This is a genomic window from Borborobacter xinjiangensis (assembly GCF_047739745.1).
GTDB lineage: Bacteria > Pseudomonadota > Alphaproteobacteria > Rhizobiales > Rhizobiaceae > Pseudaminobacter.
Map to the genome: position 1 here is coordinate 39,984 of NZ_JBLLVA010000021.1, position 25,833 is coordinate 65,816.

Here is a 25,833-nt window from a genome sequence, read left to right on the forward strand (position 1 = left end):
GAATCGGCAGACGCCAGACGCTTGCGCCTACTGGTTGATTTCGGGTTCGACGAGCCTTGCGAGCTTGCGCAGGGATTCCTGCCAGCCGAGATAACAGGCTTCGAGGGGGATAACGTCCGGCACGCCTTCCTGCTCGATGTGGATTTCCGTGCCGACCGACACGGCCTTCAACGTCACGGTGACCTTCATCTCGCCCGGCAAGTTGGGATCATCGAACTTGTCCGTGTAGACTAGGCGCTCACCAGGTACGAGTTCCAGATACGTGCCGCCAAAGGAGTGGCTGTCGCCCGTGGTGAAATTCCGGAACGACATCCTGTGATTGCCGCCGACCTTCGCATCCAGCTCATGGACGGTGCAGGTAAACCCGAATGGCGGAAGCCAGCTCGCAACCGCATCCGGTTCGAGGAACGCGCGATAGAGCTTTTCGGGCTTGGCGGGAAAGACGCGGTGCAGACGGACAGTATTGGGCATGGCTTTCTCCCTATGGTTCGATTTCACTTGGTTGTTCGGTAGTCGCCGGGCTGAAGAGCAGCTTCAGATACCGCTGAAGGTGGTCGATGCTCTCGACAGCGCGTTGTGGTTCGCCGCTCGCCTTCGCGAGGATGAACGCACCCTGGATGACGGCCTGGGTGTGCAGCGCCAAGCTTTCAGCCGTGAACTCGCACTTGACGCCATATCGATCCATGGCGGCTTCGATGTCGGCAACCAGCGTGTCCGCATGGCCGGAAATGCTGTCCCAGCACGCTTTCTGGATCGCTGGACTCGTGCCATAGGCCTCCTGCGTCATGGTGCCGACAAGGCAGGTAAACTCCGGCAATGCGCCCTGGATCAGTTGCTTGCGAAATGCGACATAGCCCAGCAGGCGTTCGAGCGGATCGTCAGCGTCATGATAGGGCGCGCTTTCAAACAGCTCCCCCGTCACTTCCGACCACCGGCCCGCCGCGGCGACCGCCAAATCTTCCTTGCTGGCGAAATGGTGAAAAAACGCCCCTTTCGATACGCCCGCCTCCGCGCAGATTTCGTCGACCGTGGTGGCCGCATAGCCCTTGGCGCGAATGACGTCAAAGGCGGCTTCCAGCAGGTTTTGCTTGGTCAACGGGTTCTGTTTTCTAGGCATTTCGCACTCCATGTCTAAACACATACCAACTAGTCGGTATTTAATCAAGCCAAAATTCAGACGAGGATCGAGGCTTCTGCGATGAGCGACGCTGGCCGCAAAGTCGCGGCCTACGTTACCGCTACCCAACGCGGTACAGCATCGAGCTCATACCGCTGCTTCTGAGGACAAAATTCACTCAAGAAATCGATAAAGCTGTTTCAAAACAAGCCCCTTACGCGTCAACAGCTTCCCATTTCATCCACGCCCTCCGCACCCTTGCCTCACCATTCTCGCGGGAACCGGGACCAGGGAGAATGGCGGTGACCCCCCCGCGCCGTGGTAGGTGCGGGCATGTAGAGAAGTGAGGAACGGTCCGCACAGCGGACGAAAAGCTAACGATTTGGGCTTTCGAGTGACGAACGCCCGGAGCCATAGCGAAGGGCCGGACAGACCGGCGTGCTTCGGCCAGGCTGAAAGTCCGCTCACCGGCGAGACGCGCATTCGCTACCAGCCTCCGGATTCCACCCGTTGCTGCCCTTCAGCTAGCACCCAGGTCGCTCGTATCCCCGACTGAATTGAGCAATAACATTAATCATCGTCATCACCGTCATCGTCATCATCGTAGCGGTCACGATAGCGGTCCCGCTCGCGATGCTGATCACCGCTCCAATCTTCAATAAACACTCGGCGCTTAACGTAGCGCTCGCAATAACCGTCCTCGCAATAAGTTTCGACAATCCGCTCGCGTACCACGCCGTTGTTGGATGAGCTATTCGAGCTCGTATTCGACGATTGGCTCCCCGCCTGGGCCGAGTTGGTCGCCAAGGCTGCAATAGCAAACAGGACAAACTCGATACGCATGGCTTTCTCCTTCGCTGGCCATCACATTAAGCCATCGAGCTTGAACCGTCGATGAACAGCGGCCCGGAACGATCCCAGTCTGCGACGGGTCGATCCTGGATCCCGGCGCAACCCTCCATTTCCAAGGAGTTGGTCCAAGGAGCGCTCATGCATTTGCTCCTTTGATGAAGGACAAAACTTCACTCAACGCCGATAAAAACCTTTTCGAAACAACGCATTTTGCCAGCGATATCCCCCATTTCATCCCCGCCCTCCCCACCTACCCTATCCTTGCCTCACTGTTCTCACGGGAACCGGGTCTAGAACCGGGATCAGGGAGAATGGCGGTGACCCTCCCCCGCGCCGTGGTACGTGCGGGCATGTAGAGGGGTGAGGAACGGTCCGCACAGCGGACGAAAAGCCAACGATTTGGCTTTTCGAGTGACGAACGCCCGGAGCCATAGCGAAGGGCGGACGGGCCGGCGTGCTTCGGCCGGGCGCAAATGCCTCGCTGGAAGCATGCGGAGAAGCCGCGGCGTACTCCCCGTCAGGGCGACGGGATCGGGGCGCTGTGACCGGCCGACCTTTGGGACAGACACCGGACGGGCGGTCGAAGGACCGCACGAAAACAAAAAAGATGAGCGCGTCCCCGGCCGCCCGTCTTCCCAACTTCCGCAACACCCGGCTCCCATGGAAGCGCGGCGCAGCAGGCGCTCGCGCGCCGTCCAGAACAAGGAGACTTCCCATGCCCCATTCCGCAACGCTTCAGGCCAGGCTGCAAAAGGTGCTGGGCGAACTGCCTCCACGCATTGCCGACCTGTTCGCGCCGCACCCCTGGCCTTCGGCCGATATTCTGGCGCTGGCGCGCCTTATGGCCACCGAGGCCGGCATTCCGGAAAAATGCGGCCGGGCGGATTGCCGGCGTGCCGGGCGGTGTCGCGCCGCCGCCATCGGCAAGGCCGGCCCGGCCTGCGGCGCGCATTGGTCGGATGCCGAGCTTGCCCGGCTCGAGGCAGCGGCCGAGGGCATGGTGTTTGCCCATCTGCTCGCCGAACGCCGCGCCACCGAAATGCGCAAGGTGTTAGCGCCATAGGGCAAGTGCGGCTTTTCCAGAGGCCGCTGCTCTAGGCGCGGCCGGCAATCGCGGCTATTGATCCGGCAAATAGAGGCCAGGCCGAGGGGATTTGCGTGAAGAGAGGGCTTCGACTTTGCGTTCTTGCAGCTTGTTTGACGTCATTGCCGATAGCTTCGCATGCCGAGTGGCGGGCGGTCGAGAAGGTGCGGAGCTATGCCATTTCAGGCAAATCCGGCGCTGAACTTTATGCCTCGATCGGCGAGCGCGGCCCCAAGGTGGGCGCAAATGTCCGCGCCATCGCGCATACGGATTTCAAGCTGACCTGGTCGCGGAAATACGAACCGCAGGAAGACAATGCCTGCACCCTGGTTTCGGCGCGGCCCAACCTTGTCATCACCTATATGCTGCCCAAGCCGGCCGACCATTTGCCGGTCGCCACCCGCGAGAACTGGGAGACCTTTGCCGCCGGCGTGCACGCCCACGAACTGGTACATGGCGACTTCATCAAGAAGATGGTCGAGGAAATCGAGGCCGTGAGCGTCGGCCTGTCCGTTACCGATGATCCCGAATGCCGCAAGATCAGGGCCGAACTGACGAAACATCTCTCCCGGCTCTCGCTTGCGCAACGGCAGCGCAGTCGCGACTTCGACCGGATCGAACTCAGCGAAGGCGGCAATATCCACCAGCTCATCCTCAAGCTGGTGAACGGCCATTGAGCATGATCCGTCTCTTGCATCTGCTGGCGCAGCCTGTAACCTGATCTATAGTTGAGGTTACAGACAAATGGAAAATGGCGACATCAAACGCACGCTCACCGTCGGCGACGTAGCCGCACGCAGCGGCATCGCGGTCTCCACCGTTCACTTCTATGAGGCGAAAGGATTGATCGAGGGCTGGCGCACCGAGGGAAACCAGCGCCGCTATCATCGGGCCGTCCTGCGCCGCATCGCCATCATCAGGATCGCCCAGCGCGCCGGCATCTCGCTTTCGATCATCCGCGATGCGCTCGCCGACCTGCCTCATGATCATGTGCCGAACGCTCGCGACTGGCGGCGCTTCACCGACGCCTGGAAGGATATGCTGCAGGAACGGATCGTCAGCCTCATGCAGCTCCAGGATCAGATTGCAAGCTGTATCGGCTGCGGCTGCCTTTCCCTCGAGGAATGCCCGCTACGGAATCCGGGCGACGAGCTCGGCAAGCAAGGCGCGGGTCCCAGGCGGTTGATATCAAAGCCCTGATGCCCGGACAATTTCGCGCACCTCGGAAGGCAGGGTGCCTATTGACCTCAACTATGGTTGAGGTCCTAGAAGACATGTCGGCAAGCGACGAGTGGTCGCGTGAAGGAGTGCCGACATGCAAAATAACATTGAAAATACGGCTTCGGCGACGATCGCCGTCGAAAGCGCCCCGGCCCGCTGGGGCGACCTGCTCAGCGGAAGGAATGGCCTCTATGCGTTCGCCCTCGCCGGGGGCGTCACGCTTCACGCCCTCAACATGTATATCGCGACGACTGTCATGCCGTCGGTCATCGCCGATATCGGTGGTCTCGATTTCTACGCCTGGACCACGACGCTTTTCGTCGTGGCCTCGATCCTCGGCGCCGCGCTGACCGCCAAGCTCCTGAACGGCGCTGGCCCGCGCGGCGCCTATATTATCGCGACGATCCTCTTCGCGGCGGGAACGCTGATCTGCTCGATCGCCATCAACATGCCGGCGATGCTCGCCGGCCGCAGCATTCAAGGGCTGGGCGGCGGCTTTCTCTATGCGCTCGCCTACGGGTTGACGCGCGTGGTGCTTCCGGAGCGGCTCTGGGGCCGCGCGATCGCCTTGATCGCCGCCATGTGGGGCGTCGCGACGCTCATCGGGCCTGCCGTCGGCGGCATATTCGCCGAGTATGGCGCATGGCGTGCCGCTTTCTGGTCGTTGCTGCCCTTCGCCGGCGTTTTCGCAATTCTGGCCTTCGCCACGCTTCCCCGCAGCAGTTGGGACAAGAACGAGCGATCCTCGGTACCGCTCCTGCAGCTTGCCCTGCTCACGGGCGCGGTTCTCGCCGTCTCCGCCGGAAGTCTATCGTCCGATGCTTGGTGGAAGATAGCAGGCCTCGTCGCCGGCCTTGCCCTCATCGCCTTGATCGCGGCAGTCGAGACGCAGGCCGAGGCGCGGCTGCTGCCCAGGCGATCCTTCAATGTCGCGACCCCGCTCGGTGCCCTCTATCTCATCATCGCCTTGCTCATGCTCAGCATGCAGCCCGAAATTTTCGTGCCCTACCTGCTCCAGCACCTGCACGGGCAATCGCCGCTCTGGGCCGGCTATCTCGCCGCCCTGATGGCGATCGGCTGGACGGTGGCGTCGTTCCTCAGCTCGCGTTGGCAGGAGGGCAGCGGCAACCGGCTCATCATCGCCGGCCCCGTTCTGGCCCTTATTGGTCTTGCTCTGCTCGCCATCTTCCTGCCGATCGACGGCGCCGGTGACTGGCTACTGCTCGCGCCGATCTGCCTGGGGCTCATCCTGATCGGCTTCGGAATCGGCCTCGCCTGGCCGAGCCTGGTCACGCGGGTCTACCAGAACGCCCCCGCGACCGAGCAGGATCTTGCGGCGGGTGGCATGACGACCGTTCAGCTCTTCGCCATCGCGTTCGGGACAGCTTGCGCCGGCATGGTCGCGAACTTCGCCGGCATCGCCGAGCCCGGAGGCATGGCCGGGGCCTCGAACGCCGCGCTCTGGCTCGCGGTCATCTTTGCCGTCGCGCCCGCTCTGGGAATTGCAATCGCAGTGAAAGTCGCACGCCTCACCGGTAAAAGGGGGTGAGACGTGCATCGGCCCGCCTCACGCCGCCTTCGACCGGTCACGGCCAGGCTGTCAGCAGGGGCCGTTCTGATCGACGATCCGATAATCGGCGGCGCGCGCCTCACAAGCGTTGGGGAAGGTGCGCACCGCGCCGCTCCTGGTAGCGCAGACTGGCGCGTATTCGCGCGTGCAAGCTACCGGACCTGTACCCGGTCGAGGTGGTCGCGTGCCCCAGTCGCCGGGGCCGGGGCGCGGCGGGCGCGAGCCCCAATCACCAGGACCGCTTGGTCCGCCACCCCATCCGCCGGAGCTGCGACATTGGCCAGGGTAAACAATGCGATAGCCGGCACGGTCGGCCTCGCAGGCATTCGGAAAACTCTGACGGCTCGGGCCACGTTCACCGCAGACCGGCTGATATTCACGCGTGCAGAAGCGCGGAACGGGCTCCGGCCGGGACCCCGGATAAGGCCCGGGCATCTCGACCACGGTGCAGGCCGACAGCGCCGTCGCCCCAAAAAACAAGGCCAGGCCGCGGCCGGAAAATATTGTCCCAAACAAACCCATGAAATCCTCTCCTTGGCCATGTCCCGCCATGCAACGCCTATGGTTGCAAATTGATCCTCGCGATTCCAGCGGCAATTGCAATCCTGCGGCGCTCGCGACCCGGCCCACAGCCCGCTGATTTCATTGCGCTTTGCGATGGCAGTCTGTCGATTGCCGTCATCGGCCATCTTGCAAGAAGCCTCGTTCCGTGCGATAAATTTCTTGTTCGGGCGTTTGCTGACCCGGAGACTGGAACGTTTTGGACGAGCCCTTTCCCCGACATCGTGAATATCTGACAGCCTCGTTTCGCAGCGGGGGTGTTTTGCTACGCGCGAAGGCATGACCGCCGAGCAACAAGCAAAAGTCAGGCTGAAACCGGACAACATTCGGACCTGACCAACGAAACGGGAAAAGGAGTTCCCAAATGTCCCAGAGCGGAACGGTAAAATTCTTCAACGCCACCAAAGGCTTCGGTTTCATCACCCCCGATGACGGCGCCAAGGACGTGTTCGTCCACATTTCCGCCGTGGAGGCGTCGGGCATGCGCACGCTCATCGACGGCCAGAAGGTCACCTTCGACGTCGAACCCGACCGTATGGGCAAGGGCCCGAAGGCGGTCAATCTCAGCGCCGCCTGAGGCGAATAACGTAAGCTGGGCTCCGAGCCCGGCGATTGGCGTTCCAGCCGGCCGGACGAATTGCCCGGCCAAGCTGAAGCATGCCAACATAAGACATGAGATACCGGCGTGCCCTGTGCTTCCGAGCGAAGCGCGGCGCGCCGGTTTGCATTTCCGAGTTGGCGCAACGAAAACTTTTTCTTGCCCCTTCGGCCAAAATATTGGAGAAATTCCGGCTTCGGGCATTTGCCGGCCCGGAGATTGGAATGGCCTGAACCGGACTGTCGCAAGGCGGCCCGGCTGGATCGCGAAAAGAGAGGGCAGGCATAGCCCCGGTGCGATAAACTGTTTCTTCTCCTCCAGTGAATGAACGAGTCGGCGCGGGCGTATCCCGGCCGAAATAGCCTATGAGGGGATCATAAGGAGTTTCCCATGCCGCAGACCGGCACTGTCAAATTCTTCAACCATGCCAAAGGCTTCGGCTTCATCACACCCGATGACGGCGCCAAGGACGTATTCGTCCACATTTCGGCGGTTCAGGCTTCCGGGCTTCCCGGACTTGAAGACGGGCAGAAGGTGACCTTCGAGACCGAGCCGGACAAGCGCGGCAAAGGACCCAAGGCAGTCAATCTCACGATCGGCTAGCCACGAACGCGCCGGAAAGCTTCGTACTTTTCGGGAAGTCCGCGTTAGACGATGACTACCTGACTACCGGACACGCTGCGCTTATCCGTGTGGCGGACGGCTATCGAACAAAAAAGCCGGGTGTCCTGCCCGGCTTTTTCGATGAGGCACGACGTTCTCCTCTCCCCTTTCCATTCTCATGTTTCGTCCACACTTAAGACGCAAAAAACTGTTCAGCCTGCGTTCAGGCTCGACATTCTATATTTGCTTCAAGCTTGGCGGCGGCGGGATCGGACGAAGGAGACCGACATGAACCGGATTTTCAGGACCACCATCTTTTCGGCGGCTGTCGCCGCCACCACGCTGGCCATGTCGTTTTCGGCCGATGCCGGGGACCGCTGGCGCCATCACCGCCACAACAATGGCGATGCCGTGGCCGCCGGCGTGTTGGGCCTCGCGGTCGGCGCCCTGGCCGCCGGCGCCCTCACCCAGCCCCGCTACTATGAGCGCCGCTACTATGAGCCGGACTATACCTATGTGGAGCCGCGCTACACCTACCGCCGCTATGTCCGCCCCGCCCCCGTCTATGTCGAACGCTATGGAGCTGAGCCGTGGTCGCCGGCATGGTACCGCTACTGCGAAAGCCGCTATCGCTCTTTCAACCCGCGTTCCGGCACCTTCATCGGTTATGACGGGCTGGAGCATTTCTGCGTCGCCAACTGAGTCAGCCGGCACCGTCGCCAGGAGAAGGCCGCCGGTCGATGTGGTTCCATCGACCGAGGGCTTCGACGCCGCAGATCGAAGCCGTTTCGGCGTCCGCAGGATGTAGCCCCTCTGGCCGGCTACAGCGTCGCGAAGGTCACCATTTCCTGCGCCTTCGCTCTTTGTATCCGGCCAGGTGACCTCACACCATTTCGACCAGATTTATGAGTTCACGATCTAGTTCTCGGCCTGATGCGGGTCGGCCAGCGCCGCGGCTGGCCGGCTGATTGGAACCTTGGTGCGCGAGGTTCGCTTGGCGAGCGCCTTCGCGCCGCTGCGTTTGAGGATCGCGCGGAAGCTCGGATGCATCCCGCCATCCGTGTAGGCGTGGGTGGTCAGCGTCGCGCCAGCCGTCGCCATCTCGATTGCCCGCATGTCGGCATCCCGCTTGGCGATCAGCGCCGGCGATTGCATGGTGGTCATTGGCGGACAGGCGGCAAGCGGATCGGCGGGCTCCCCGCCCTCGAACTCGGCGTCGAAAACATAGCGGCCTTCGCATGCCGAAACTTTCGGCTGACGCTTGGCAACTTCGAAAATGTCATACCCTTCCTTGAGGTTCTTCCAGAATGGCATATTCGGGTCGTTGCGATATTCGGCCATGTTCTTCGGCGTCATCCGGAACGGAAAAGCCTGCACCTGGAACGCAGTCTGTCCTCCCCTCAGAGCCTCGCGCACGACCGCATAAATCTCTGCCACTCCCTCGTCGGTCATCGCATAGCAACCGGATGACGAGCAGCCGCCATGCACCATCAGCGCATCGCCGGTGTAACCGAGCGCGCTTTCGAGCCGGTTGGGGAAACCGAGATTGAACGACAGGTAGTATTGCGACGCCGGATTCAGCATAGACGCGGAAATTTGATAGAAGCCCTCAGGCGTCTGGCGATCGCCGGCTGCCTTCTTGGGTCCGAGTTTTCCTGACCAGCGGCACGTCGGATAGGTCTTCAGCAGCGCATAACGGCCCGAGCGGTTGCGTTTCCACACCTCCAGCTCGCTTTCCCGCTTGAATATCCGGATCAGGACAGGATCGGACGGCTTCATCTGCCGCGCGTTCATCTGGCTCATCAGCTTGGCCGGAATCGGCTGGTTCGCCTTGGTGTCGACGTCCAGAACGCTGGAGACGCAGCCGGAAAGCAACACCGACGCAGCACACAGAATCGCAATTTTGCGCAACGAATAAACCAACCGACGGCCCCGGAAAATTCTTGTCCCGCTCGCTCCATTGCACGGTTGTGTGGCGGAACTGCGGGCACATACTGATGTCAAGAAGCTATTCTTGGCCAGCATGATTAATGAAGAATTTACGCGCCGGGCCTCTTTTGCGTTCTCCGACTTGCGCTCACGTCTCGTCGCGAAACAGGATTTCTCCGGTGCCGAACACCGCATTGTCGCCGCCGAATTTGCTCGGCGACTTGCCGAGGAGCGGCCGCTTGAGAATGCCTTCGGCCACCAGATAACGGTCGATGACAGCGGCGAAGGCGATGTCTGGCGCACCGCATTCGACAAAACTCGGCGACAGCTTTTCCGGCCTTCGATCAAGCAGAATGGAGCCCCGCCGCATGAGATAGCCCGGCATGGCCCCGACCCCGCCGGTAGCCACGAGCGTGCCGGCGATCATGCGGGCACCGGCATGATCGCCACAGCCCTTGAGCACCGCGATGACGCCGCGTCGCATGCGGTCCGCCGCGAAATTTCCGGCACTGCCGTTCACGATCAGCACGCCGCCGCTCATGCCGGCAAGTTCTCCAGCCAGCGGCCCGCCAAGATGATCGTCCGCATTGCCGGCGATTTCGATGCGCCCGCCCTGCATGCATGAGCCGGCATGCGGCCCCGCGTCGCCGTCGATGACCAGGCGTCCGCCCTTCATGTTGCGGCCGGCCTGCGCGCCGGCATCGCCGACCACACGAATCTCGCCCTCCGTCAGCCCTGAACCGACGCCGTCAAACCGGCGGCTGCCCCCCTCAAAGACGATGCTGGCCACTTCGCTGCCGGAAATGCGGAACAGATCGCCGACCGAAAGCGCCCGTTTCGATTGGCCGAGCCGTATTTTCTCGATGTCCCGAACCGGCATTCCGCCGAGCTTTTCGGGTGTCAATGGCGACAGGTCGAGCCGTTCGGGCGGCGCCGACAACAGCGAAAAGGTCAGCGCGCTCACGGCAGCAGTTCCTTCAAATGATAGTGGAATTTGCCGAGCTTGCCGCCGTAGTTGCCGGCGCTGATGCGCAAAGCGCCCTTTTGCGGGCCGAGGTTGGTGACTGCCTCAATGCCGGCCCGCATCGCGGCCGCGACCGCTTCGCTGGTCTCGCCGTCGATCACGATTTCCAGCACCGCATTGACGCCTGGATCGAGCTCGCTCCTGACCACGCCGCTCAATGTCGGCGCAAAGGCGTCGTTGGTGGATGCCGTCATGCCCCTGTACTTGGCCCCGACCTTCGAGCCCGAGCGCACGACACCGCCCGGAAACGGCATGATCGCGCCAGGGATCTCGTCGATTGCGGCGACCGCCGCTTCGGCGGCTGCAAGCGCCTTGGTGTTGTTTTCCGCCAGAAGCAGAAGATTGCCGCCGCCGACGGCTTCCTTGGTAAGGCCGGTTGTCGCCTCGCAAAGAAATTCGCCGTCCATGACCGGAATCCGCCAGTAATGCCTGTCCCCAAGCTTTTTGGAAACCTGCCAGCCGTCGCCGAAATAGCGCAGCGCTGCTCCAAGCTTGAGATCGGCCGTACCCTTGAGGGCGGCGAAGCAGGCGCTGCCCGGCGAGGTCAGCACGCACTGGCCAAGACGATTTTGCAGTTGCTTCTGCAATTCATCGGTGCTGACCGCGAAGATCATGACGCGGACGCCGGGCCGGCCATCCGGCGTTTCCGAGGGCGACAGTTCCACGTCGATCGCCGCCTCGCAGCCACAACCGATCACGGAGGTCGCGTAGCCGGTCATGGTGATCGCCGCCTGGCGCGCCCATTTGCGGTTGGGTCCTGTAATGATGATTGCGGTGGCGCGCATGCCGAACGCTTCCGCGAACGTATCGTCGATCGCCACACCGTTGACCGTCAGGCGTTGCATGGCACCTCGCCGAAAGCTTGTTCGCGCTGAATGGCTGAATCCGGGAAATTGAACCAGTCGAGCGACAGGCCGTAGCGTTCCTGATGATAGGCATCGAGCCTTCGCACCATCGACTTCTCCGGCGGGGGATTGAGCCGCAGCGCCCTGCCCCAGCGATATTTCACGATCTCGCCATTCCTGACCACCTGCTCGCCATTCTTGAAGACCGCAGCCGCCGAGCCGAACATCCCGGCGATATCGGTGCCCTTGCGATAGACGGCGATATCGGCGATCGCACCGGTGCCGAGATGGCCTCTGTCCTTCAGCCCGAGCAGCTTTGCGGGTGCTGCGCGCGTCATGATGGCGATTTCCTCAAAGCTGTATTCACGGTCAATGGACGCCAGCGTCGACAAGGCCAAAGCCTTTTGCGACAGCTTGGACGCGGCCTCCTCGCGGGCATTGCGGTCCATCAGCAATTCGAAAAGCTTCGGATAGGCGGTAAAGGGCGCGCCGTTGGGATGATCGGTGGTGAAGAACACGCGCCACGGATCGTCGATCAGCAGGAAAAGCTCGAGCCCCACCGCCCACTGCACGGTGCCGTAGAAATCGCCCTTGTAACGGTAGGGCACGATGCCGCCGCCATTGCCGTCGCCGTCGAAAATCATGGTCTTCTTCGGACTGGCCGAGCCGCGCGCCGAAAACTGCCGCAGCACATCCGACGAGATCGTCACCGTCTGGCCGAACATCACCTGGCCGATATCGATTGTGACTTCGGGCGTATTGTTGACCAGTTCGGCAAGCCGGGCCGCGGCGGAAGAGAATTTCCGCCGGCCTTGGGTGCCGTAGCCGTAAAATTGCAGATGGGCGAGATGCATCGGCACGCCTTCGGCCGCCGCGATCGTGTCGGCCGCCGTGTCGGCCGAGCCCGCTGCACCCAGATTGTTGCAATGGACATGCAGCGGATGCGGCACGCCAAGTGCGGAGACCGCCGCCTGTAGAGTCTTGACGATGCGCCGCGAGCTTACGCCATAGGAGGGCACGACGTCGTCGAGCGAGAACGTCCGCACATTTTCCTTGAAGGCAGTCGCGGCGCCGGCATTGATGACCTTGACGCCAAGCGCCCGGCTCGACGCGACCGTCCAGGCAACATAATCCTCGATCATGCTGGCCGATGCATTGTCCCGGATCATCGACAGCAGGAAATCGTCATTGCCGAGGATCGCCAGGGTCGCCTTGTCGATGATCGGAATATCGGCAAGTTCCAGATGGGTATGGAGCGCCGCGCCCGGCGACATGGCAGGCTCGACGACCGTGGTGAAGCCCATCTTCGCATAGCGGCAGCCGGTTTCGAACGTCGACCAGCCGGCGTTGGAAAGCGGTGTCTCGGCCGGCCGTGGCCTATGTGCCTTATGCTGTTCGGGCAAAAGCAGCCGCGCCGTGTTCACATTGCCGCCGCCGATATGGGAGTGGATGTCGATCGCGCCAGCCATGACGATGCAGCCTGTCGCGTCGACGGTCTGGTCGGCCTGCCGGCCAACGGGCGCGGCGACGATCATCTCGTCCTCGATCCAGACATCGCCAATGCCCGATCGGCCGTTCACCGGATCTATGATCTCGCCGCCGGCGATCCTGGTCAGCATGGCAGCGCCTTTCCGCCCGGCAGGCTCTCGGTGATCGATCGCAGAACCATAGCAGCCGACGGCAAACCGGAATCGGCTTTCGCCGTCACGGCCGTCAGCGTGCCGATCCTGCTTGAGTAAGCCACCGCGTCGTGGTCCACCTCCGGCTCGCCGATCGCGATGGTGACTGCTGCCCCGGGAACCGGTTCCTCAGTCTTCGTCAGGGCGATGAAGCTGCCGCTTCCGGCCTCGGGCAAGCCGTCTCCGGAAGCGGAAACGCAGATATGCAGGTCGGCCTCGCCGTCAGCGAGCATTCGCGACACGTCGAAGCGCCAAGGATCGAATTCCGGCAAACCGCGCGCATGGCTGGTGCGCATTGGAAATCCTGTCATCCAGACGGAAGCGAGCGTGCTGCCCCACCCGCTTTCGCTGGCCGGCAGATGCAGTGCGGAGGCGCGCTTGGTGCGATTGATATCGGCGATCAGACCTTGCAGCATTTCCAGCGCGAGCAATTGCAGCGATTGCCCGCAACTGATGAAAACCGGAAAGCGCCCGTCGGCCAGCGCTTTGGCGAAGTCATCGAAATTCGACACCGGGCTGGTGACAGGACGGCCGAGGCATTGCGCCCGCAGTGCCGCAAGGGTGCCGTTGATATCCGTTCCATCGCAGGAAAGCCGGACTGCCTCGATCCCGTCCGGAACTTCGGTCGATGCGTCGCCGATGACGAAAAACCTGCGCGCCGACGGCGTATCTCCGTCCAGGTCAGGCTCGACCGTCGCCAGTTCGGCTACGAACCCGCTATGAGCGGCAGGCAGTTCACCGACCAGAACGATGACGTCCGCGCGCCGGCGCACCTCGCCCGGCGCAATGAACATGCCGCCCCGGTCAGTGCACAGAGCCGTCTCCCGCGCCAGCGCGTCACCGCCGACATGGTCATAGGCAGCACCGACCTGGCCGGCGAGGAAAATCGCCGCCCTTGCGCCATGTACATCCGTATCCAAACTGAAAACCGGGCTGAGACTCGACACCAGAAGCTCGGCGGCTTGCTCTACCGCGCGCGCAAACGGAACGTCCCGGTCGCCGATCCATGCAACCGCCATACTTAACTAACTTTCTGGTGCCAATTCGATCTTAAACGAAACAGTTTTCGAGTTGAACCCTGTTATCCGACATTTCCGCCCGGCTCAATTCGCCTAAAGCAGCCTCAATCGTACTTGATATAGGCGAAACGCTGGTCCGTCGGTGGCGTACCCTCGAGCGCGCCGCCTTCCTTGGCCGGTTGCCAGTGGATCACATCTTCGATCTTGCGGGCGAGCTCGAAATCCTTGTCGGTGACGCCTTTTGCCGCATGATTCGTCAGCTTGACCTCGACCCAGGCATAGGACGCAGCGATATCGGGATGATGCCAGGCGGCTTCCGCCAGATGGCCCACGGTGTTGATCACCATCAGCGTGGATTTCCAGCCATGCGTCTTGTACTTTCGCCTGATCCAGCCGTTTTCATAGCGCCAACCGGGCAGGTCGCGGTTCAGCCGCTCGGTGATCTCGGCCTCGGAATAAACGCGCTCTTTCGGTCTTTTCTTGTCTTCGTCGCTCATCGTCATCTCCGGCTGTTGCATTAGGCTGCCTGTATATGGCACCGATGCGAAGGGCAACTGATGCCCTTCGCCGCTTGCTCGCTCCATGAAAGCCGCTATCATGGCGGCGGGCACCTAAACTTCTGTGATGCACGTATGATGCACCCACCAGGGGGCAGATGTCTAATTCTGTTACGATCAAAGTACCAGCACGGCTTCATCTCGGTTTCTTGGACCTGAGCGGCGAGAGCGCGCGCCGATTCGGCAGCCTCGGCCTGCCGCTGAGCGAGCCGGAAATGGTTGCGACATTGTCGCGCGCCGGCGAGACAACCGTCGAAGGCGACAAGGACGGCCGCGCGGCCGAACACCTGGCGACGCTGTCGCGGCACCTTGGTATTCGCGCACGGCACCGGCTGGTGATCGAACGCGCCATTCCGCGCCATGCAGGCCTGGGTTCGGGCACGCAGATAGCGATCGCGGTGGCGGCCGCCCTGCGCACCCTGCACCAGCTGCCTCTGGACGTCGGCAACGACGCGATCCTTCTGGGACGCGGAGAGCGGTCCGGAATCGGCATTGCCAGCTTTGAAAATGGCGGCCTCATCGTCGATGCGGGAAAGGACAACGGCGCCACCCAGCCCCCTGTCATCGCGCGGATCCCGTTCCCGGAAGACTGGCGCGTCATACTGGTGATGGAGTCCGATCAAGCCGGCATCCATGGCGAGCAGGAGGTCAAGGCTTTCAAGGCGTTGCCGCCGTTTCCGACTGCAAGCGCTGGTGAAATCTGTCGCCACGTGCTGATGGGCGCAATGCCGGCCCTGGTCGAGCGCGACCTGCCCGCCTTTGGCGAGGCAATCGCGCGAATCCAGACGATCATCGGTTCCTATTTCGCTCCGGCGCAGGGCGGCATCTTCACCAGCAAACGGGTGGAAGCTGTAATACAACGGCTCGCGGAGGCCGGCGCCGTCGGAATGGGGCAAAGTTCGTGGGGGCCGACCGGCTTCGTCTTCGCACCGTCGCAGGACGCCGCAGCAGAGTTCGTGCGCGCTGCCGCTCCAACGATCAAGGACGGAATGCAGGTCAGGATCGTCCGGGGAAGGAACTCCGGCGCCGATATCATTTCGTCAGGGCTCGACCTCGTCGGAAGTTGAGCTCTAACAGTTCCTCCCCAAAACCCGAAAGACATGCCCATGGCCCGCAAACATATTCTGCATATGCTCACGCCGCTCAAACAGATGAGCCCGTTCGACGTCAACATGGCGCTTGACGCCGGCTTCGACGCCGTCGTTCCCTATGTCGGCGTCACTCTTGGCGAGGTGACCGGGCTCGTGCAGGATGCGATATTCTCGCGGCCGCCGGACGCCGGCGTCAACACCGGCATCTTCATTGCCGGCAAGGACGTCTCGCTCGCACTCGACATGTTCGACGCGGCGAAGAAGGCAATGGTGCCGCCTTTCGAGATTTCCGTGTTTGCCGATCCGGCCGGCTCGTTCACGACGGCCGCGGCAATGGTCGCCAAGGTGGAAAAGGCGCTCGAGAAGAAATTCAGCCGCGGCTTGAAGGATGCCCGCATCGTCGTCTTCGGCGCGACCGGCGTCGTCGGCTTCTGCACGGCGGTCATTGCCGCCAAGGAAGGCGCCAAGGTCACCCTCGCCGGGCATGACGGCGCCGAGCGCGTCGGCAAAATCGCGGCCGAAATCGCCAGCCGTTTCCAGGTCGATGTCAGTCCGGCCGACGGATCGACCGCAGACAAGAAGGCGGTTCTCGTTCAGGCGAGCGACGTTGTCCTGTCGGCCGCCAAGGCGGGAATCCAGGTTCTTTCAAAGGCTGAGTTGAAAGATGCCGGAAATCTGCTGGTTGCGGCCGACGTGAACGCTGTTCCGCCTGCCGGTATAGAGGGGCTGGCCGTCAATGCCGACAGTGCCGCACTCGAAGGAATGAACGGCGTTGGCATCGGCGCGCTTGCCATCGGCAATGTCAAGTACAAGACCGAATTCGGACTCTTTCAGAAGATGATCGGCTCGAAAAAACCGGTCGCATTCGACTTTCAGGACGCATTTTCCCTTGCACGCGAGATCGCGAAATAATTCGAAAGCCGTGCTTATCGCGGCGATTTCGGGCCGGGCGCTGGCTGCGGCGGCACGGCGCGCGGGTTATCGCGTGCTGGTCGCCGACATGTTCTGCGACATGGACACGGTGGCGCTTGCCGACCGCACCGCCAAGATACCCGGCGATTTTCACCGCGGCATCGATGGCGAACGCCTGATCGATACGCTGGAGGAACTGGCGTCTGGCGACGAGCCGCTGGCGGTCGTCTGCGGTTCCGGCTTCGAGCGAAGACCTGAGATCATCGATGCCATCGCGCAGCGCTTTCCCCTTGCGGGCAATCGTGGCGAGGCAATTCGGAGGGTCAAATCGCCGGAACTATTCGCCGCCGACTGCGCGGCACTCGGCATACCGCATCCGCAGGTGCAGCGGCAGCCACCGCCTGACCCGGAGAACTGGCTTGCCAAGACGGCAGGAGCTGCCGGCGGCACCCATGTTCAGTCCGCCAGGGGCATGGCGGCGGATCCCGGCCGCTACTTCCAGCGTCTTGTCCATGGCGACAATGTGTCGGCGCTCTTCATCGGCGACGGCAACAGCGCGCGCATCGTCGGCTTTAGCCGGCAGTTCGTGTCGCCCCGGCCCAATGCGCCCTATCGATATGGCGGAGCGCTTCGCCTGCAAAGATTCGATCGGCGGCATGCCGCGATGATCGGCGGCTGGTTGTCCGGCCTCACCCGGCGGATCGGTCTTGTCGGTCTTTGCAGCGCCGACCTCATTCGCAACAGCGACGGCTATCAGCTTCTGGAGATCAATCCGCGGCCGGGCGCCACGCTCGACATTTTCGACAGCGACGAGGCTCCGCTGATCGAATCGCACCTCAATGCATCGAAGGGCGCCCCCATTGCCCTGCCGCGTTTCAAGGACAACATGGCATCGATGATCGCCTATACGACGCGACCGGTCGATCAATTTCCTGCTATCGCCTGGCCCGAATGGACTGCCGATCGCCAGTCCGCGGGCACAAGGCTCGATGCTGGCGATCCGGTCTGCACCATTTTCGCCCGCGGACCCAATGCCGCCGCGACCCGACAAAAACTGGATAAGAATTTCCGGCATCTGAAGTCCCATTGGGAAGGAGTTCGGCCATGAACGATGGCTCCGCGTTTCTCAACGAAAATGCACAACGCATCGCCGACGGCATGGTCCGCGATGCCGAACGGCTCCGCCTCAAGGTTTCGACGGGCACGCTCGGCGAACGGCTGATCGATGCCGGCGCCGATGCGGCCGGCAGCATCGAAGCGGGCCTGCGCATGGCCGAAGCGACGATGGGTGGTCTCGGCACCATCTCGACTGTCATGGACCGCGCCTCGGGCAAATGGCCGTTTCAGGTGGAGGTCCGCTCTTCGCAGCCGGTGCTTGCCTGCCTGGCTAGCCAATATGCCGGCTGGAACCTTTCGGGCGGCGACTATTTCGCGATGGGTTCGGGGCCGGTGCGAGCCCTGGCCCGTGTCGAGCCGTTGTTTTCCACACTCTCCTACCGCGAGAAGGCAACGGCCTCGGTCGTGCTTCTGGAGACGGCCAAGCCGCCGCCGCCGCCCGTCGTGGAAAAAGTCGCCAAGGCAACCGGCATCGCTCCGGAAAATCTGACTTTCATCTACGCGCCGACGCAAAGCGTTGCCGGAGCGGTCCAGATCGTCTGTCGCGTTCTGGAAGTTGCCTTGCACAAGGCCAACGATCTGAAGTTTCCGCTTGAAAACATCGTGGAGGGAATAGGCGCCGCACCTGTTCCGGCACCACATCCCGATTTCCTGACCGCGATGGGCCGCACCAACGACGCCATCATCTATGGCGGCGTCGTGCAGCTTTTCGTGCGTGGCCCGGCCGATCAGGCAAAGGAACTTGCCGATAAATTGCCGAGCCGCACGTCGCGCGATTATGGCCGTCCGTTCGCCGAGATATTCAAGCATTTCAAAGGCGACTTCTACGCCATCGACCCGCTGCTGTTCAGCCCGGCCGAGGTGCTGGTGACGGCCATCGAGACGGGCGATACATTCCGCAATGGCGGCGCCGACCTTCCGATGCTGGAAAAAAGCCTGGGCTAGCGGGTCCGCGGCAGGCGCGAACACTTTGAATTTGCGGCATCGTTTCCGAGAATCGATTCCGATTTTCGGAACATGCAACGGGGTGAACTGGTGAAACCAAGAATATTCGTCGTCAACGATGCTTCGGGCGCGCAATCGAGAAGCCTTTCGGTAGCGCTGCGGAGGCGCGGTGGTGAAACCATCACCGACTGCCTGGCCAGCATCACCTTCGACACGACCAGTTCCTGTGGCCTTGTGTTTCCAGGCATCGAGCCCGGCGAACTCCCCGATGCCGTCATCGTCCGCTCGATCTCGGCCGGTTCGTTCGAAGCGATCACTCGCCGTCTCGGCATTCTTCATGCCCTGGGCAGGCTCGGCGTGCCCGTGTGGAATTCGGCTCAGGCGATCGAGCGCTGTGTCGACAAGTCGATGACGACGTTCCTGATCCAGCAAGCTGGCCTGCCGACACCGCCGACCTATGCGGTTGAAGGACGAGTTGCAGCGGAAGCGATCGTGAAGCGGCACATGTCTTCGACCCCGCTGGTGCTGAAACCGCTGTTTGGCGCTCAAGGACGCGGCATCCGTCTGATTCGTTCGCCGGAGGACCTGCCGCCGCCTGAGGAAATCGACGACGTCTATTACCTCCAGCATTATGTGCGTCGCGCCGGGCCGCCTTTTCGCGACTACCGTGTCTTCGTCTGCGCCGGCAAGGTTCTGGCGATGATGGCGCGCAAGGGCGAAGGCTGGATCACCAACATCAACCAGGGGGCGACGGCCGAACAGGTGTCGCGCAGCATGGAAAGCCGGCTCGAATCACTGGCGCTTGCCGCAGCGGCTGCGATTGGTGCGGATTTCGCCGGCGTCGACATCGTACCGGACAGCGAGGGCGGCCTATCCGTGCTGGAGGTCAACAGCATGCCGGCCTGGTCCGGCCTGCAATCGGTGGTCCGGGTCAACATCGCCGACGCGATCGCCGAGGCCCTGCTGGCTTTCGTGCACCAGCGCGCCGTGACGCGCCGCGCGTTCGCGCATGCCGCGCAGCCGGCCATGGCTACGGCCGAGCCGTAACCCGATGCTGCCGCAAAGCGTCATTCGCGCCGCTTACGAACTCGCATGCCGGCGGGAAATCGAGGCGCTGAAGCCCGGAAACGTCCATCTGTTCGCCGACGGGCATCGCATGTCGGCCGACCAGTTCCTGACCAGCGCCAGTGTCTCGTCCGGCCCGCTTACCGACCCGTCATTGTCTGTCGGCACGCGAATCCGGGAGGCGGTGCGCGCCACACAGGATGCGGTCGCAACCAACACAAATCTCGGCATCATTCTGCTTTGCGCACCGCTCGCCCGCGCCGCCGAGATGCCGGGAAAAGACCTCAGGGCGAGTTTGCAAACAGTTCTGGACGCCATGGACCTCGACGACACGGCGGCCGTCTTCGAGGCAATCGTGCTCGCGTCGCCCGGCGGGCTCGGGTCGGCGTCCAAACACGAGGTGCGCGAAAAACCTAAGGTTCACCTGCTCGATGCGATGGGCGAGGCGCGCGATCGCGACATGATTGCACGCCAATATGTCACGGGTTTTGCCGACATCTTCGAAGTCGGCCTGCCAGCGCTCGATGCCGCGCTCTCACGTGGCGAGACCGGCATGTGGCCGACGATTCGCGCCTATCTGAGCTTTCTGACCACACTTCCCGATAGTCATGTGCTGCGCAAGCACGGCGCAGTAATCGCCGGCGAACTGTGCGAGGAGGCCATCGCCGTGCAGGCACTTCTGGATGAGGCCGGTGATGAAACAGAGCGCATCGCCATCCTCAAGGCGTTCGACGAAAAGCTGAAGGTCCGGGGCGTCAATCCGGGCACATCCGCCGACCTGACGGTCGCTTGTCTTTTAGTCCACAGCCTCAGCGGCCACCTTGCATAAGGTAGCGTATGATGGTTGAGTCCGCTTGGCGAAGGCTGTTGCTTTCGCAGGCTATCCAGCCAACCGGCCCGGAGTTTTTCCGGGCGCTGCCAACAAGGATAGCTGTCGATCGGGCGCCCGCTCGTGAGCGGCATAATTGGGCACCACCAATGTGTCTTGGAGGAGAATTGGCATGGCAAAAATCTCAAAAGTAATGGTCGGTGAATCGCTTGTCGGAGACGGCAACGAGGTTGCACACATCGATCTTCTCATCGGTCCGCGCGGAAGCCCGGTCGAAGCGGCATTCTGCAACGCGCTCACCAACAACAAGGACGGCTTCACCTCGCTCCTGGCGGTGATCGCCCCCAACCTGCCCTGCAAGCCCAATACCGTGATGTTCAACAAGGTCACGATCAAGGGTGCAAAGCAGGCTGTGCAGATGTTTGGTCCGGCGCAGTTCGCGGTGGCCAAGGCGGTGCAGGACAGCGTTGCCGAAGGCATCATTCCCGCCGACGAGGCGGACGACATCTTCATCTGCGTGGGCGTGTTCATCCACTGGGAGGCCGACGACGACTCGAAGATCCAGAAGTACAATTATCAGGCGACGAAGGAAGCCATCCAGCGCGCAGTGGAAGGCAAGCCGACCGCTGCCGAGGCAACCGCTCAGCGCGATTCCGTGAAGCATCCGTTCGGAGCTTAGACAAGAAACAACCCCGCACAGGAGAACCCCTCTGCTGAGCCGGATGGTCTGATGCGCCGGTTGAGACGTTTCTTGGGACTCTGAAATGGGCTGCCGACAGACCTGATGGTCTTTCGGCTTTGTACTACGGATCGAAGTCAGCCATCCGGCCTTGGCCGGATGGTTGCTAAATGCGAGCGCCTTGCGAACGGCCTCATCTTGCAAACGCTGCGATTTGCGCGGGAGTGAGCGTGCCATCGTGAAGCGATGTCGCAACCAGCGCCGCAGCGATGCCGAGCGATGACAATTGGCTAAGATCGGCTTCGTTGCGCACACCGCCGGCGGCAATTACCGAGCGATTGCCTGCTTTTGCCTGGATTGCCGCCAGCGTGGAAAGATTCGGCCCCGTGGCCGAACCGACCTTCGCCAGCGTCATCACGATCAGCCGCTGCGGCCAGAACTCCGGGCTTTCGAGCAGCGCACGCGGCCCCCGAAAGCCATCTGCGAAGAAATCGAGGGACAGGACGAGATTCGGATGATCGCGAAACCGCTTGAGCAAGGTTTCGTCTTTCTGCGATTCGGAGCCAAGCACCGGGTGAAGGCCCGGAACGGCCAACGCCCTTGCCAATGCCTCGCCGTCGCAATAACCCGCATCCACTAGGAGCTGCGGCCTGCCCGGCATTTCCGACAGTCGTGCAATCGCGCTCGCATTCGAACCGCGCCCCTCGATCGCGTCGAGATCGGCCACGTAGAAGATGGAAAACGGATGAAGGCCACGCAGCCCTTCCGCGACCCGAACGGGATCGGCACTGCCGGCGAGCGGCGTAACAATCGGCTGGTAACGGTCGCGCCTGCCCTGTTGGGCACGCACGACTTGGCCGCCCTTCAGATCGAGAACCGGGATAAGCTGCATTTCCCGGCTGTAGCTCGGTCCTCCTACACATGAAAGCCTGGAAGCATGACAAAAGAACATAAGGTGGTGGTCGGCTGCGATATCGGCGGAGCGCATTTCAAGATTGCGCGCGCCGAGAACGGCCGCATCGTGGAGGCGCTGACGCTGGCAACGCCGCTGTGGCTGGGCCTCGATCAGTTGACGAAAGCGATCAAGGAAGCATCGCCGCTGTTTGCCGGCAGCGATCTCAATGCCTTCACCATGACCGGCGAGCTATCCGACATCTTTGCGTCGCGCGAGGCAGGCATTTCGGGCCTGCTCGAGCAAATAGCCAGGCATTTCTCCGGCGAGCCGGCGATCTACGCGGGGCGCTCCGGCTTCGTAAAACCCGCGCAGGCGGTGAAGCTTGGTGGCGACGTTGCCTCCGCCAACTGGCATGCGAGTGCCGCCCTGGTGGCCAGGATTTTGGGCGATGCGCTGTTCGTCGACATGGGTTCGACCACGACGGATATCATCGTCGCTCGCGACGGCAAGGTTGCCAACCAGGGCTATACCGATGCCGAAAGACTGCTGACCGGCGAACTGGTTTACACCGGTTTTGTTCGCAGCGCCCTGCATGGCATCACGCCATCGGCACCGGTTCAGGGTCGACCAACGCCGTTGATGAACGAATATTTCGCCTCGATTGCCGATGTGCACCGCATTCTCGGCGTGCTCGACGAGAGCGACGATAAACAGCCGTCGGCCGACCGGCAGGCAAAGACGGTCGAAGGATCGACGGCACGCATGGCACGCATGGTCGGACGCGATGCCGCCGACCTCTCGGCGTCCGAATGGCGCGATCTGGCGGCATGGTTCAGCGAACAGCAGCTTCGCCTCGTTCACGACGGAACATTTCTGGCGGCAGGAACCCATCGGCTGGCGGACGATGCGCCTGTCGTCGGCGCCGGGATCGGGCGCTGGCAGATCAGCCGGCTGGCGACGCGCATGGACCGCCGCTACATGGATTTCGCCGATATCATCCCCGCTGACGAAACTGCGCGCAAGGAGGCGAGCAGCGCTGCTCCCGCGGCCGCCGTCGCGCTGCTTGCCTCGGAGTTGAGCTAAGTTCAGGAGCGGACTTTTGCGCTAAGCTCAGGGGCGCACTTCGGTGCCGGGGGCGGCTGCGTTGGCAAGGTGATCCGTCACGCGCTCCATCAGCCAGTCCCACGCTTCCTGCTCGTGCGGGCCGGCGGTCTTATCGATGGCGATGGTGAGATAGGCGATTTCGGCGTCGATTTTTTCCGGCGGCAGCATGCCGAGGCGGCTGACCAGGATCGCCAGTTCCAGCACCGCCGCCTTGGCGCGATTGAAGCCGGTGAAAGGCGCATGCGTCTCTTCGGCCACCACGCGGCAGAAATGACGCGGCCGCACGGCATCGTCGTCGATGCTGACGACTTCGAGCACCGAATGCGCCAGCGTCGCTTCGAGCCGCGGCACCGCGAAGCCGTCAAGCGGTACGGTCGGCCAGTCCTTCCGGCCGGTCAGACAGCCGGCGAAGATGCGCGCATCATCGGTGTAGTTGGCAACGGCGAACGGCACCTGCGAAAGATTGTCGAGCGTGGCCGAAGGGCGAAACGGCGCAATGATCCAGCCGTCGTCCTTGGCGATGATGCCGATCGGCGCGATATGGACCCGGCCCGCCTTGTCCACGGTGGTGATGATCGACTCGCGAATGTAAGGCATCACTTACCTTCCTTCTTCGCCCGCAATGTATGGCCAGCCTCCGCCAGGCGCATGCGATCCACCTCCGGCGCGGGCGCAGCTACGCCCCATGTGAGCGGCTCGTCCTGTACATAGCGCTTGCCGAGCCGCCAGGCGATCTCGGCTTTCATCAGTTCGGCGCCGAGATAGAATGCATGGGCGCCGTCTGCCTCCACGCCCAAGCCGGGAAACAGCTCAAACGCGTCCGTGGCCAGCACATGGCCCTTGCTGTTGAAGATATGGATGCCGTCTTCCGCGGTCATGATGCGGAAATTGGCGTCGCGGACAACGTCTGCGAGCGCGTCGATGTCCTCTCCCGTCGCAACGAAGGGTTTGCGGTCATGCACCTGGAGGAGACCGGGATGATAGCCGCGCGGCAACGAGCCATCCTGGCGTGCGGCGAACAAGACACGCCGCGCAATATCATGCTCCTCCACGGTCCGTACCGTATGCGGGCTGACATGCACGACCAGCACATTGCGAATGGCAAGCTCCGAGCAGAGCCCGGCAAGCACCGCGGTAATGCCCGAAGTATCGGCGTCAGTGAGTTCGGTCAGGTTGCCGGTGCCCATCAAAAGCTCGATGTCGGGCCAACGCCGGCGCGCCTCGATGAACCGTCCTACCGATTGCGCAAAGCCGAAATGGATCGGGTCGAGCACCGCGTCGGCGATGAAGGAAATGCCGGCCTTCTGCGCGGCCTCTATGGCACGGCCGAGCGAGTCGAGGTCGCCTGGAACCGAAGGGATCAGCACCGGCACTGCCGGATGATCAAAGGCCAGCGGCAGCGTTTCCTCGTTGAGGCTGAGCAGGTAGTCCGCGCCGGCACGCGCGCCGGTCTTCAACTCGTCCAGATTGGCGGAATCGACACTGACGGAGAACCCTTCGCCTTTGAGCGTTCGCACCGCTTCCTCCAGGAGCGGGAACGGCGTTTCGGGGAGGCAGCCAAGGTCGATCACATCGGCCCCGGCGGCGGTCAGAACCTGCGCCCTCGCCACCAGCCCGGCGACCGACAACATCGGCGCGTCGACGATTTCGGCAAAGATGCGCATGTCGTGGCGGGTTAGGTCCGGCAGTTCCCCGGCTCTGCCGAGAAACGCCGGCAGATCGGCTATTTCGTCGGGACCGCGAACGAAATGCACGTCGAAGTGTGACGACAACCGCTCAAGGTCGCCTCGGTAGCGGCCAGGAAGAATGACGCGGCTAGCACCGTCCGGCAGCGTCAGCCGCCGCTTGATGATCTCCTCCGTCATCAGCGCGGCCACCTTCACACCTATATCGATGACCGACCATTCGAAATCCGTCTGCCCGAGAGTGGTCAGTTGCTTTTCCAGGCGGACCCTGGCCAGGTGACCAGTGAGGAAAACGAAACGCTCAGCCATGGCTTGCGAGTTCGGCTTGGCGGGCGCGCACCGCCGCGGTGAGATCGGCGAGCGACTCGACCACCCTGGTGCGCTCGAAGCCCTTCAGCGTTTCGGTATGTTGCAGGTCGATCTTGCGCGGATAGACCTTGACCATGCCGTCAGGCGCCATCGTCTCGAGTTCAGGTGCGGTATCGCAGGCAAATACGATCGAAGGCACGCGGCATTTGCCGGCCTGTGCAAACACATTGGTGGCGATGGTGTCGGAAATGCCGAGCACGCATTTCGCGACCGTGTTGGATGAAGCCGGCGCAATGACGACCGTGTGGTAGACGCCGTGATAGAAGGCGCCGACCGGCACCGCACTCGCCGTCTTGTCATGCAGCACGCGCATCGTATCGGGGAAATCGAGCTCAAGCTTGTACATGCGCAGCACTTCATTTGCCGCGCGCGTGACGAATATATCGCAATGCTCCAGCTCGCGGATCATCGCGAAGCTTTCGGTGAAAAAATGGCCCGAGCCAGTCAGCACCCAGGCCCAACGCGGCGTGTGCAGCACGGCCAT

The 25,833-nt window shown here is 62.4% G+C and carries 29 protein-coding genes; 15 read left to right on the top strand and 14 right to left on the bottom strand.

Annotation, left to right across the window (positions count from 1 at the left end):
* Positions 1-27: 27 nt before the first annotated feature.
* The 3 genes from ACLKMW_RS19370 to ACLKMW_RS19380 form a co-directional block, all read right to left on the bottom strand.
* A complete protein-coding gene (locus ACLKMW_RS19370) occupies positions 28-471 on the bottom strand; it encodes an SRPBCC family protein (RefSeq protein ID WP_415726148.1) in 444 nt (147 codons plus the stop codon).
* 10 nt (positions 472-481) lie between these two features.
* Positions 482-1,117, bottom strand: a complete 636-nt coding sequence (locus ACLKMW_RS19375; RefSeq protein WP_415726209.1) for a TetR/AcrR family transcriptional regulator — start codon at positions 1,115-1,117, stop codon at positions 482-484.
* Positions 1,118-1,687: 570 nt separating this feature from the next.
* Positions 1,688-1,960 (bottom strand): hypothetical protein, encoded by a 273-nt coding sequence (locus ACLKMW_RS19380; RefSeq protein ID WP_415726149.1) that lies wholly within the window; start codon positions 1,958-1,960, stop codon positions 1,688-1,690.
* Positions 1,961-2,684: 724 nt separating this feature from the next.
* Between ACLKMW_RS19380 and ACLKMW_RS19385 the strand changes: the two genes are divergently transcribed.
* The 4 genes from ACLKMW_RS19385 (at position 2,685) to ACLKMW_RS19400 (ending at position 5,823) form a co-directional block, all read left to right on the top strand.
* On the top strand, positions 2,685-3,032 hold the full coding sequence (locus ACLKMW_RS19385; protein ID WP_415726150.1) for a hypothetical protein: 348 nt from the start codon (positions 2,685-2,687) through the stop codon (positions 3,030-3,032).
* A 95-nt stretch (positions 3,033-3,127) separates the two neighbouring features.
* Positions 3,128-3,730, top strand: coding sequence for a DUF922 domain-containing Zn-dependent protease (locus ACLKMW_RS19390; protein ID WP_415726151.1), 603 nt, complete (start codon positions 3,128-3,130; stop codon positions 3,728-3,730).
* 67 nt (positions 3,731-3,797) lie between these two features.
* The gene (gene soxR, locus ACLKMW_RS19395) at positions 3,798-4,253 is read left to right on the top strand and encodes a redox-sensitive transcriptional activator SoxR (RefSeq protein ID WP_415726152.1); all 456 of its coding nucleotides are present in this window, start codon (positions 3,798-3,800) and stop codon (positions 4,251-4,253) included.
* Between the two features lie 115 nt (positions 4,254-4,368).
* On the top strand, positions 4,369-5,823 hold the full coding sequence (locus ACLKMW_RS19400; protein WP_415726153.1) for an MFS transporter: 1,455 nt from the start codon (positions 4,369-4,371) through the stop codon (positions 5,821-5,823).
* A gap of 51 nt (positions 5,824-5,874) precedes the next feature.
* Here ACLKMW_RS19400 and ACLKMW_RS19405 read toward each other — a convergent pair whose 3' ends face one another.
* Entirely contained in the window at positions 5,875-6,366 is a 492-nt protein-coding gene (locus ACLKMW_RS19405) for a Kazal-type serine protease inhibitor family protein (RefSeq protein ID WP_415726154.1), read from the bottom strand.
* Between the two features lie 403 nt (positions 6,367-6,769).
* Here ACLKMW_RS19405 and ACLKMW_RS19410 point away from each other — a divergent pair, with 403 nt between their 5' ends.
* The 3 genes from ACLKMW_RS19410 to ACLKMW_RS19420 all read left to right on the top strand — a co-directional run bounded on the left by ACLKMW_RS19410 (position 6,770) and on the right by ACLKMW_RS19420 (position 8,308).
* Positions 6,770-6,982: a cold-shock protein gene (locus ACLKMW_RS19410; RefSeq protein WP_415726155.1), complete on the top strand. Its 213-nt coding sequence runs from the start codon at positions 6,770-6,772 to the stop codon at positions 6,980-6,982.
* 411 nt (positions 6,983-7,393) lie between these two features.
* Positions 7,394-7,606 (top strand): cold-shock protein, encoded by a 213-nt coding sequence (locus ACLKMW_RS19415; protein ID WP_035028221.1) that lies wholly within the window; start codon positions 7,394-7,396, stop codon positions 7,604-7,606.
* A gap of 288 nt (positions 7,607-7,894) precedes the next feature.
* Positions 7,895-8,308 carry a BA14K family protein gene (locus ACLKMW_RS19420; RefSeq protein ID WP_415726156.1) on the top strand — a complete coding sequence of 138 codons (414 nt, stop codon included), beginning with the start codon at positions 7,895-7,897 and terminating at the stop codon, positions 8,306-8,308.
* Positions 8,309-8,524: 216 nt separating this feature from the next.
* Here the strand turns inward: ACLKMW_RS19420 and ACLKMW_RS19425 are convergent, their stop codons facing one another.
* The 6 genes from ACLKMW_RS19425 to ACLKMW_RS19450 form a co-directional block, all read right to left on the bottom strand.
* A complete protein-coding gene (locus tag ACLKMW_RS19425; RefSeq protein ID WP_415726210.1) occupies positions 8,525-9,508 on the bottom strand; it encodes a L,D-transpeptidase family protein in 984 nt (327 codons plus the stop codon).
* A 175-nt stretch (positions 9,509-9,683) separates the two neighbouring features.
* Complete coding sequence (locus tag ACLKMW_RS19430; protein ID WP_415726157.1) at positions 9,684-10,499, bottom strand: formylmethanofuran dehydrogenase subunit C; 816 nt, start codon at positions 10,497-10,499, stop codon at positions 9,684-9,686.
* A complete protein-coding gene (fhcD, locus tag ACLKMW_RS19435) occupies positions 10,496-11,404 on the bottom strand; it encodes a formylmethanofuran--tetrahydromethanopterin N-formyltransferase (protein ID WP_415726158.1) in 909 nt (302 codons plus the stop codon). The genes ACLKMW_RS19430 and fhcD overlap by 4 nt, the downstream gene beginning before the upstream one ends.
* Positions 11,392-13,023 (bottom strand): formylmethanofuran dehydrogenase subunit A, encoded by a 1,632-nt coding sequence (locus tag ACLKMW_RS19440; protein ID WP_415726159.1) that lies wholly within the window; start codon positions 13,021-13,023, stop codon positions 11,392-11,394. Before ACLKMW_RS19440 ends, fhcD begins: the two co-directional genes overlap by 13 nt.
* Complete coding sequence (locus ACLKMW_RS19445) at positions 13,017-14,102, bottom strand: tungsten formylmethanofuran dehydrogenase (RefSeq protein WP_415726160.1); 1,086 nt, start codon at positions 14,100-14,102, stop codon at positions 13,017-13,019. Before ACLKMW_RS19445 ends, ACLKMW_RS19440 begins: the two co-directional genes overlap by 7 nt.
* A 104-nt stretch (positions 14,103-14,206) precedes the next feature.
* Positions 14,207-14,599, bottom strand: coding sequence for a 4a-hydroxytetrahydrobiopterin dehydratase (locus tag ACLKMW_RS19450; RefSeq protein WP_415726161.1), 393 nt, complete (start codon positions 14,597-14,599; stop codon positions 14,207-14,209).
* A 158-nt stretch (positions 14,600-14,757) separates the two neighbouring features.
* Here ACLKMW_RS19450 and ACLKMW_RS19455 point away from each other — a divergent pair, with 158 nt between their 5' ends.
* From ACLKMW_RS19455 to fae, 7 genes are all read left to right on the top strand, one after another.
* On the top strand, positions 14,758-15,726 hold the full coding sequence (locus ACLKMW_RS19455; RefSeq protein WP_415726162.1) for a beta-ribofuranosylaminobenzene 5'-phosphate synthase family protein: 969 nt from the start codon (positions 14,758-14,760) through the stop codon (positions 15,724-15,726).
* 39 nt (positions 15,727-15,765) lie between these two features.
* A complete protein-coding gene (locus ACLKMW_RS19460; RefSeq protein ID WP_415726163.1) occupies positions 15,766-16,662 on the top strand; it encodes an NAD(P)-dependent methylenetetrahydromethanopterin dehydrogenase in 897 nt (298 codons plus the stop codon).
* Positions 16,640-17,770, top strand: coding sequence for an ATP-grasp domain-containing protein (locus tag ACLKMW_RS19465; protein WP_415726164.1), 1,131 nt, complete (start codon positions 16,640-16,642; stop codon positions 17,768-17,770). Before ACLKMW_RS19460 ends, ACLKMW_RS19465 begins: the two co-directional genes overlap by 23 nt.
* Entirely contained in the window at positions 17,767-18,723 is a 957-nt protein-coding gene (mch, locus tag ACLKMW_RS19470) for a methenyltetrahydromethanopterin cyclohydrolase (RefSeq protein ID WP_415726165.1), read from the top strand. Before ACLKMW_RS19465 ends, mch begins: the two co-directional genes overlap by 4 nt.
* A 90-nt stretch (positions 18,724-18,813) precedes the next feature.
* Complete coding sequence (locus tag ACLKMW_RS19475; RefSeq protein ID WP_415726166.1) at positions 18,814-19,770, top strand: ATP-grasp domain-containing protein; 957 nt, start codon at positions 18,814-18,816, stop codon at positions 19,768-19,770.
* A 4-nt stretch (positions 19,771-19,774) separates the two neighbouring features.
* Positions 19,775-20,617, top strand: coding sequence for a triphosphoribosyl-dephospho-CoA synthase (locus tag ACLKMW_RS19480; protein ID WP_415726167.1), 843 nt, complete (start codon positions 19,775-19,777; stop codon positions 20,615-20,617).
* A gap of 172 nt (positions 20,618-20,789) precedes the next feature.
* Positions 20,790-21,296 carry a formaldehyde-activating enzyme gene (gene fae, locus ACLKMW_RS19485; RefSeq protein WP_415726168.1) on the top strand — a complete coding sequence of 169 codons (507 nt, stop codon included), beginning with the start codon at positions 20,790-20,792 and terminating at the stop codon, positions 21,294-21,296.
* A 193-nt stretch (positions 21,297-21,489) separates the two neighbouring features.
* Here fae and ACLKMW_RS19490 read toward each other — a convergent pair whose 3' ends face one another.
* Positions 21,490-22,188: a HisA/HisF-related TIM barrel protein gene (locus tag ACLKMW_RS19490; protein WP_415726169.1), complete on the bottom strand. Its 699-nt coding sequence runs from the start codon at positions 22,186-22,188 to the stop codon at positions 21,490-21,492.
* A 45-nt stretch (positions 22,189-22,233) separates the two neighbouring features.
* Here ACLKMW_RS19490 and ACLKMW_RS19495 point away from each other — a divergent pair, with 45 nt between their 5' ends.
* Positions 22,234-23,274, top strand: coding sequence for a hydantoinase/oxoprolinase family protein (locus ACLKMW_RS19495; protein WP_415726170.1), 1,041 nt, complete (start codon positions 22,234-22,236; stop codon positions 23,272-23,274).
* A 27-nt stretch (positions 23,275-23,301) separates the two neighbouring features.
* On the opposite strand, the gene ACLKMW_RS19500 is transcribed toward ACLKMW_RS19495, so the two are convergent.
* From ACLKMW_RS19500 to ACLKMW_RS19510, 3 genes are read right to left on the bottom strand one after another with little or no spacing between them, the layout of a single operon-like run.
* Positions 23,302-23,892, bottom strand: coding sequence for a DUF447 domain-containing protein (locus ACLKMW_RS19500; RefSeq protein WP_415726171.1), 591 nt, complete (start codon positions 23,890-23,892; stop codon positions 23,302-23,304).
* Positions 23,892-25,289, bottom strand: coding sequence for a DUF6513 domain-containing protein (locus ACLKMW_RS19505; RefSeq protein ID WP_415726172.1), 1,398 nt, complete (start codon positions 25,287-25,289; stop codon positions 23,892-23,894). The genes ACLKMW_RS19500 and ACLKMW_RS19505 overlap by 1 nt, the downstream gene beginning before the upstream one ends.
* A complete protein-coding gene (locus tag ACLKMW_RS19510) occupies positions 25,282-25,833 on the bottom strand; it encodes a flavoprotein (RefSeq protein ID WP_415726173.1) in 552 nt (183 codons plus the stop codon). The genes ACLKMW_RS19505 and ACLKMW_RS19510 overlap by 8 nt, the downstream gene beginning before the upstream one ends.

Bases quoted from the DNA above. Each gene is read 5' to 3' on its own strand.
- ACLKMW_RS19370 (WP_415726148.1), bottom strand. From the start codon at position 471: ATGCCCAATACTGTCCGTCTGCACCGCGTCTTTCCCGCCAAGCCCGAA.
- ACLKMW_RS19375 (WP_415726209.1), bottom strand. From the start codon at position 1,117: ATGCCTAGAAAACAGAACCCGTTGACCAAGCAAAACCTGCTGGAAGCC.
- ACLKMW_RS19380 (WP_415726149.1), bottom strand. From the start codon at position 1,960: ATGCGTATCGAGTTTGTCCTGTTTGCTATTGCAGCCTTGGCGACCAAC.
- ACLKMW_RS19385 (WP_415726150.1), top strand. From the start codon at position 2,685: ATGCCCCATTCCGCAACGCTTCAGGCCAGGCTGCAAAAGGTGCTGGGC.
- soxR (WP_415726152.1), top strand. From the start codon at position 3,798: ATGGAAAATGGCGACATCAAACGCACGCTCACCGTCGGCGACGTAGCC.
- ACLKMW_RS19400 (WP_415726153.1), top strand. From the start codon at position 4,369: ATGCAAAATAACATTGAAAATACGGCTTCGGCGACGATCGCCGTCGAA.
- ACLKMW_RS19405 (WP_415726154.1), bottom strand. From the start codon at position 6,366: ATGGGTTTGTTTGGGACAATATTTTCCGGCCGCGGCCTGGCCTTGTTT.
- ACLKMW_RS19410 (WP_415726155.1), top strand. From the start codon at position 6,770: ATGTCCCAGAGCGGAACGGTAAAATTCTTCAACGCCACCAAAGGCTTC.
- ACLKMW_RS19415 (WP_035028221.1), top strand. From the start codon at position 7,394: ATGCCGCAGACCGGCACTGTCAAATTCTTCAACCATGCCAAAGGCTTC.
- ACLKMW_RS19420 (WP_415726156.1), top strand. From the start codon at position 7,895: ATGAACCGGATTTTCAGGACCACCATCTTTTCGGCGGCTGTCGCCGCC.
- fhcD (WP_415726158.1), bottom strand. From the start codon at position 11,404: ATGCAACGCCTGACGGTCAACGGTGTGGCGATCGACGATACGTTCGCG.
- ACLKMW_RS19440 (WP_415726159.1), bottom strand. From the start codon at position 13,023: ATGCTGACCAGGATCGCCGGCGGCGAGATCATAGATCCGGTGAACGGC.
- ACLKMW_RS19445 (WP_415726160.1), bottom strand. From the start codon at position 14,102: ATGGCGGTTGCATGGATCGGCGACCGGGACGTTCCGTTTGCGCGCGCG.
- ACLKMW_RS19450 (WP_415726161.1), bottom strand. From the start codon at position 14,599: ATGAGCGACGAAGACAAGAAAAGACCGAAAGAGCGCGTTTATTCCGAG.
- ACLKMW_RS19455 (WP_415726162.1), top strand. From the start codon at position 14,758: ATGTCTAATTCTGTTACGATCAAAGTACCAGCACGGCTTCATCTCGGT.
- ACLKMW_RS19460 (WP_415726163.1), top strand. From the start codon at position 15,766: ATGGCCCGCAAACATATTCTGCATATGCTCACGCCGCTCAAACAGATG.
- mch (WP_415726165.1), top strand. From the start codon at position 17,767: ATGAACGATGGCTCCGCGTTTCTCAACGAAAATGCACAACGCATCGCC.
- ACLKMW_RS19480 (WP_415726167.1), top strand. From the start codon at position 19,775: ATGCTGCCGCAAAGCGTCATTCGCGCCGCTTACGAACTCGCATGCCGG.
- fae (WP_415726168.1), top strand. From the start codon at position 20,790: ATGGCAAAAATCTCAAAAGTAATGGTCGGTGAATCGCTTGTCGGAGAC.
- ACLKMW_RS19490 (WP_415726169.1), bottom strand. From the start codon at position 22,188: ATGCAGCTTATCCCGGTTCTCGATCTGAAGGGCGGCCAAGTCGTGCGT.
- ACLKMW_RS19495 (WP_415726170.1), top strand. From the start codon at position 22,234: ATGACAAAAGAACATAAGGTGGTGGTCGGCTGCGATATCGGCGGAGCG.
- ACLKMW_RS19500 (WP_415726171.1), bottom strand. From the start codon at position 23,892: ATGCCTTACATTCGCGAGTCGATCATCACCACCGTGGACAAGGCGGGC.
- ACLKMW_RS19505 (WP_415726172.1), bottom strand. From the start codon at position 25,289: ATGGCTGAGCGTTTCGTTTTCCTCACTGGTCACCTGGCCAGGGTCCGC.
- ACLKMW_RS19510 (WP_415726173.1), bottom strand. From the start codon at position 25,833: ATGGCCGTGCTGCACACGCCGCGTTGGGCCTGGGTGCTGACTGGCTCG.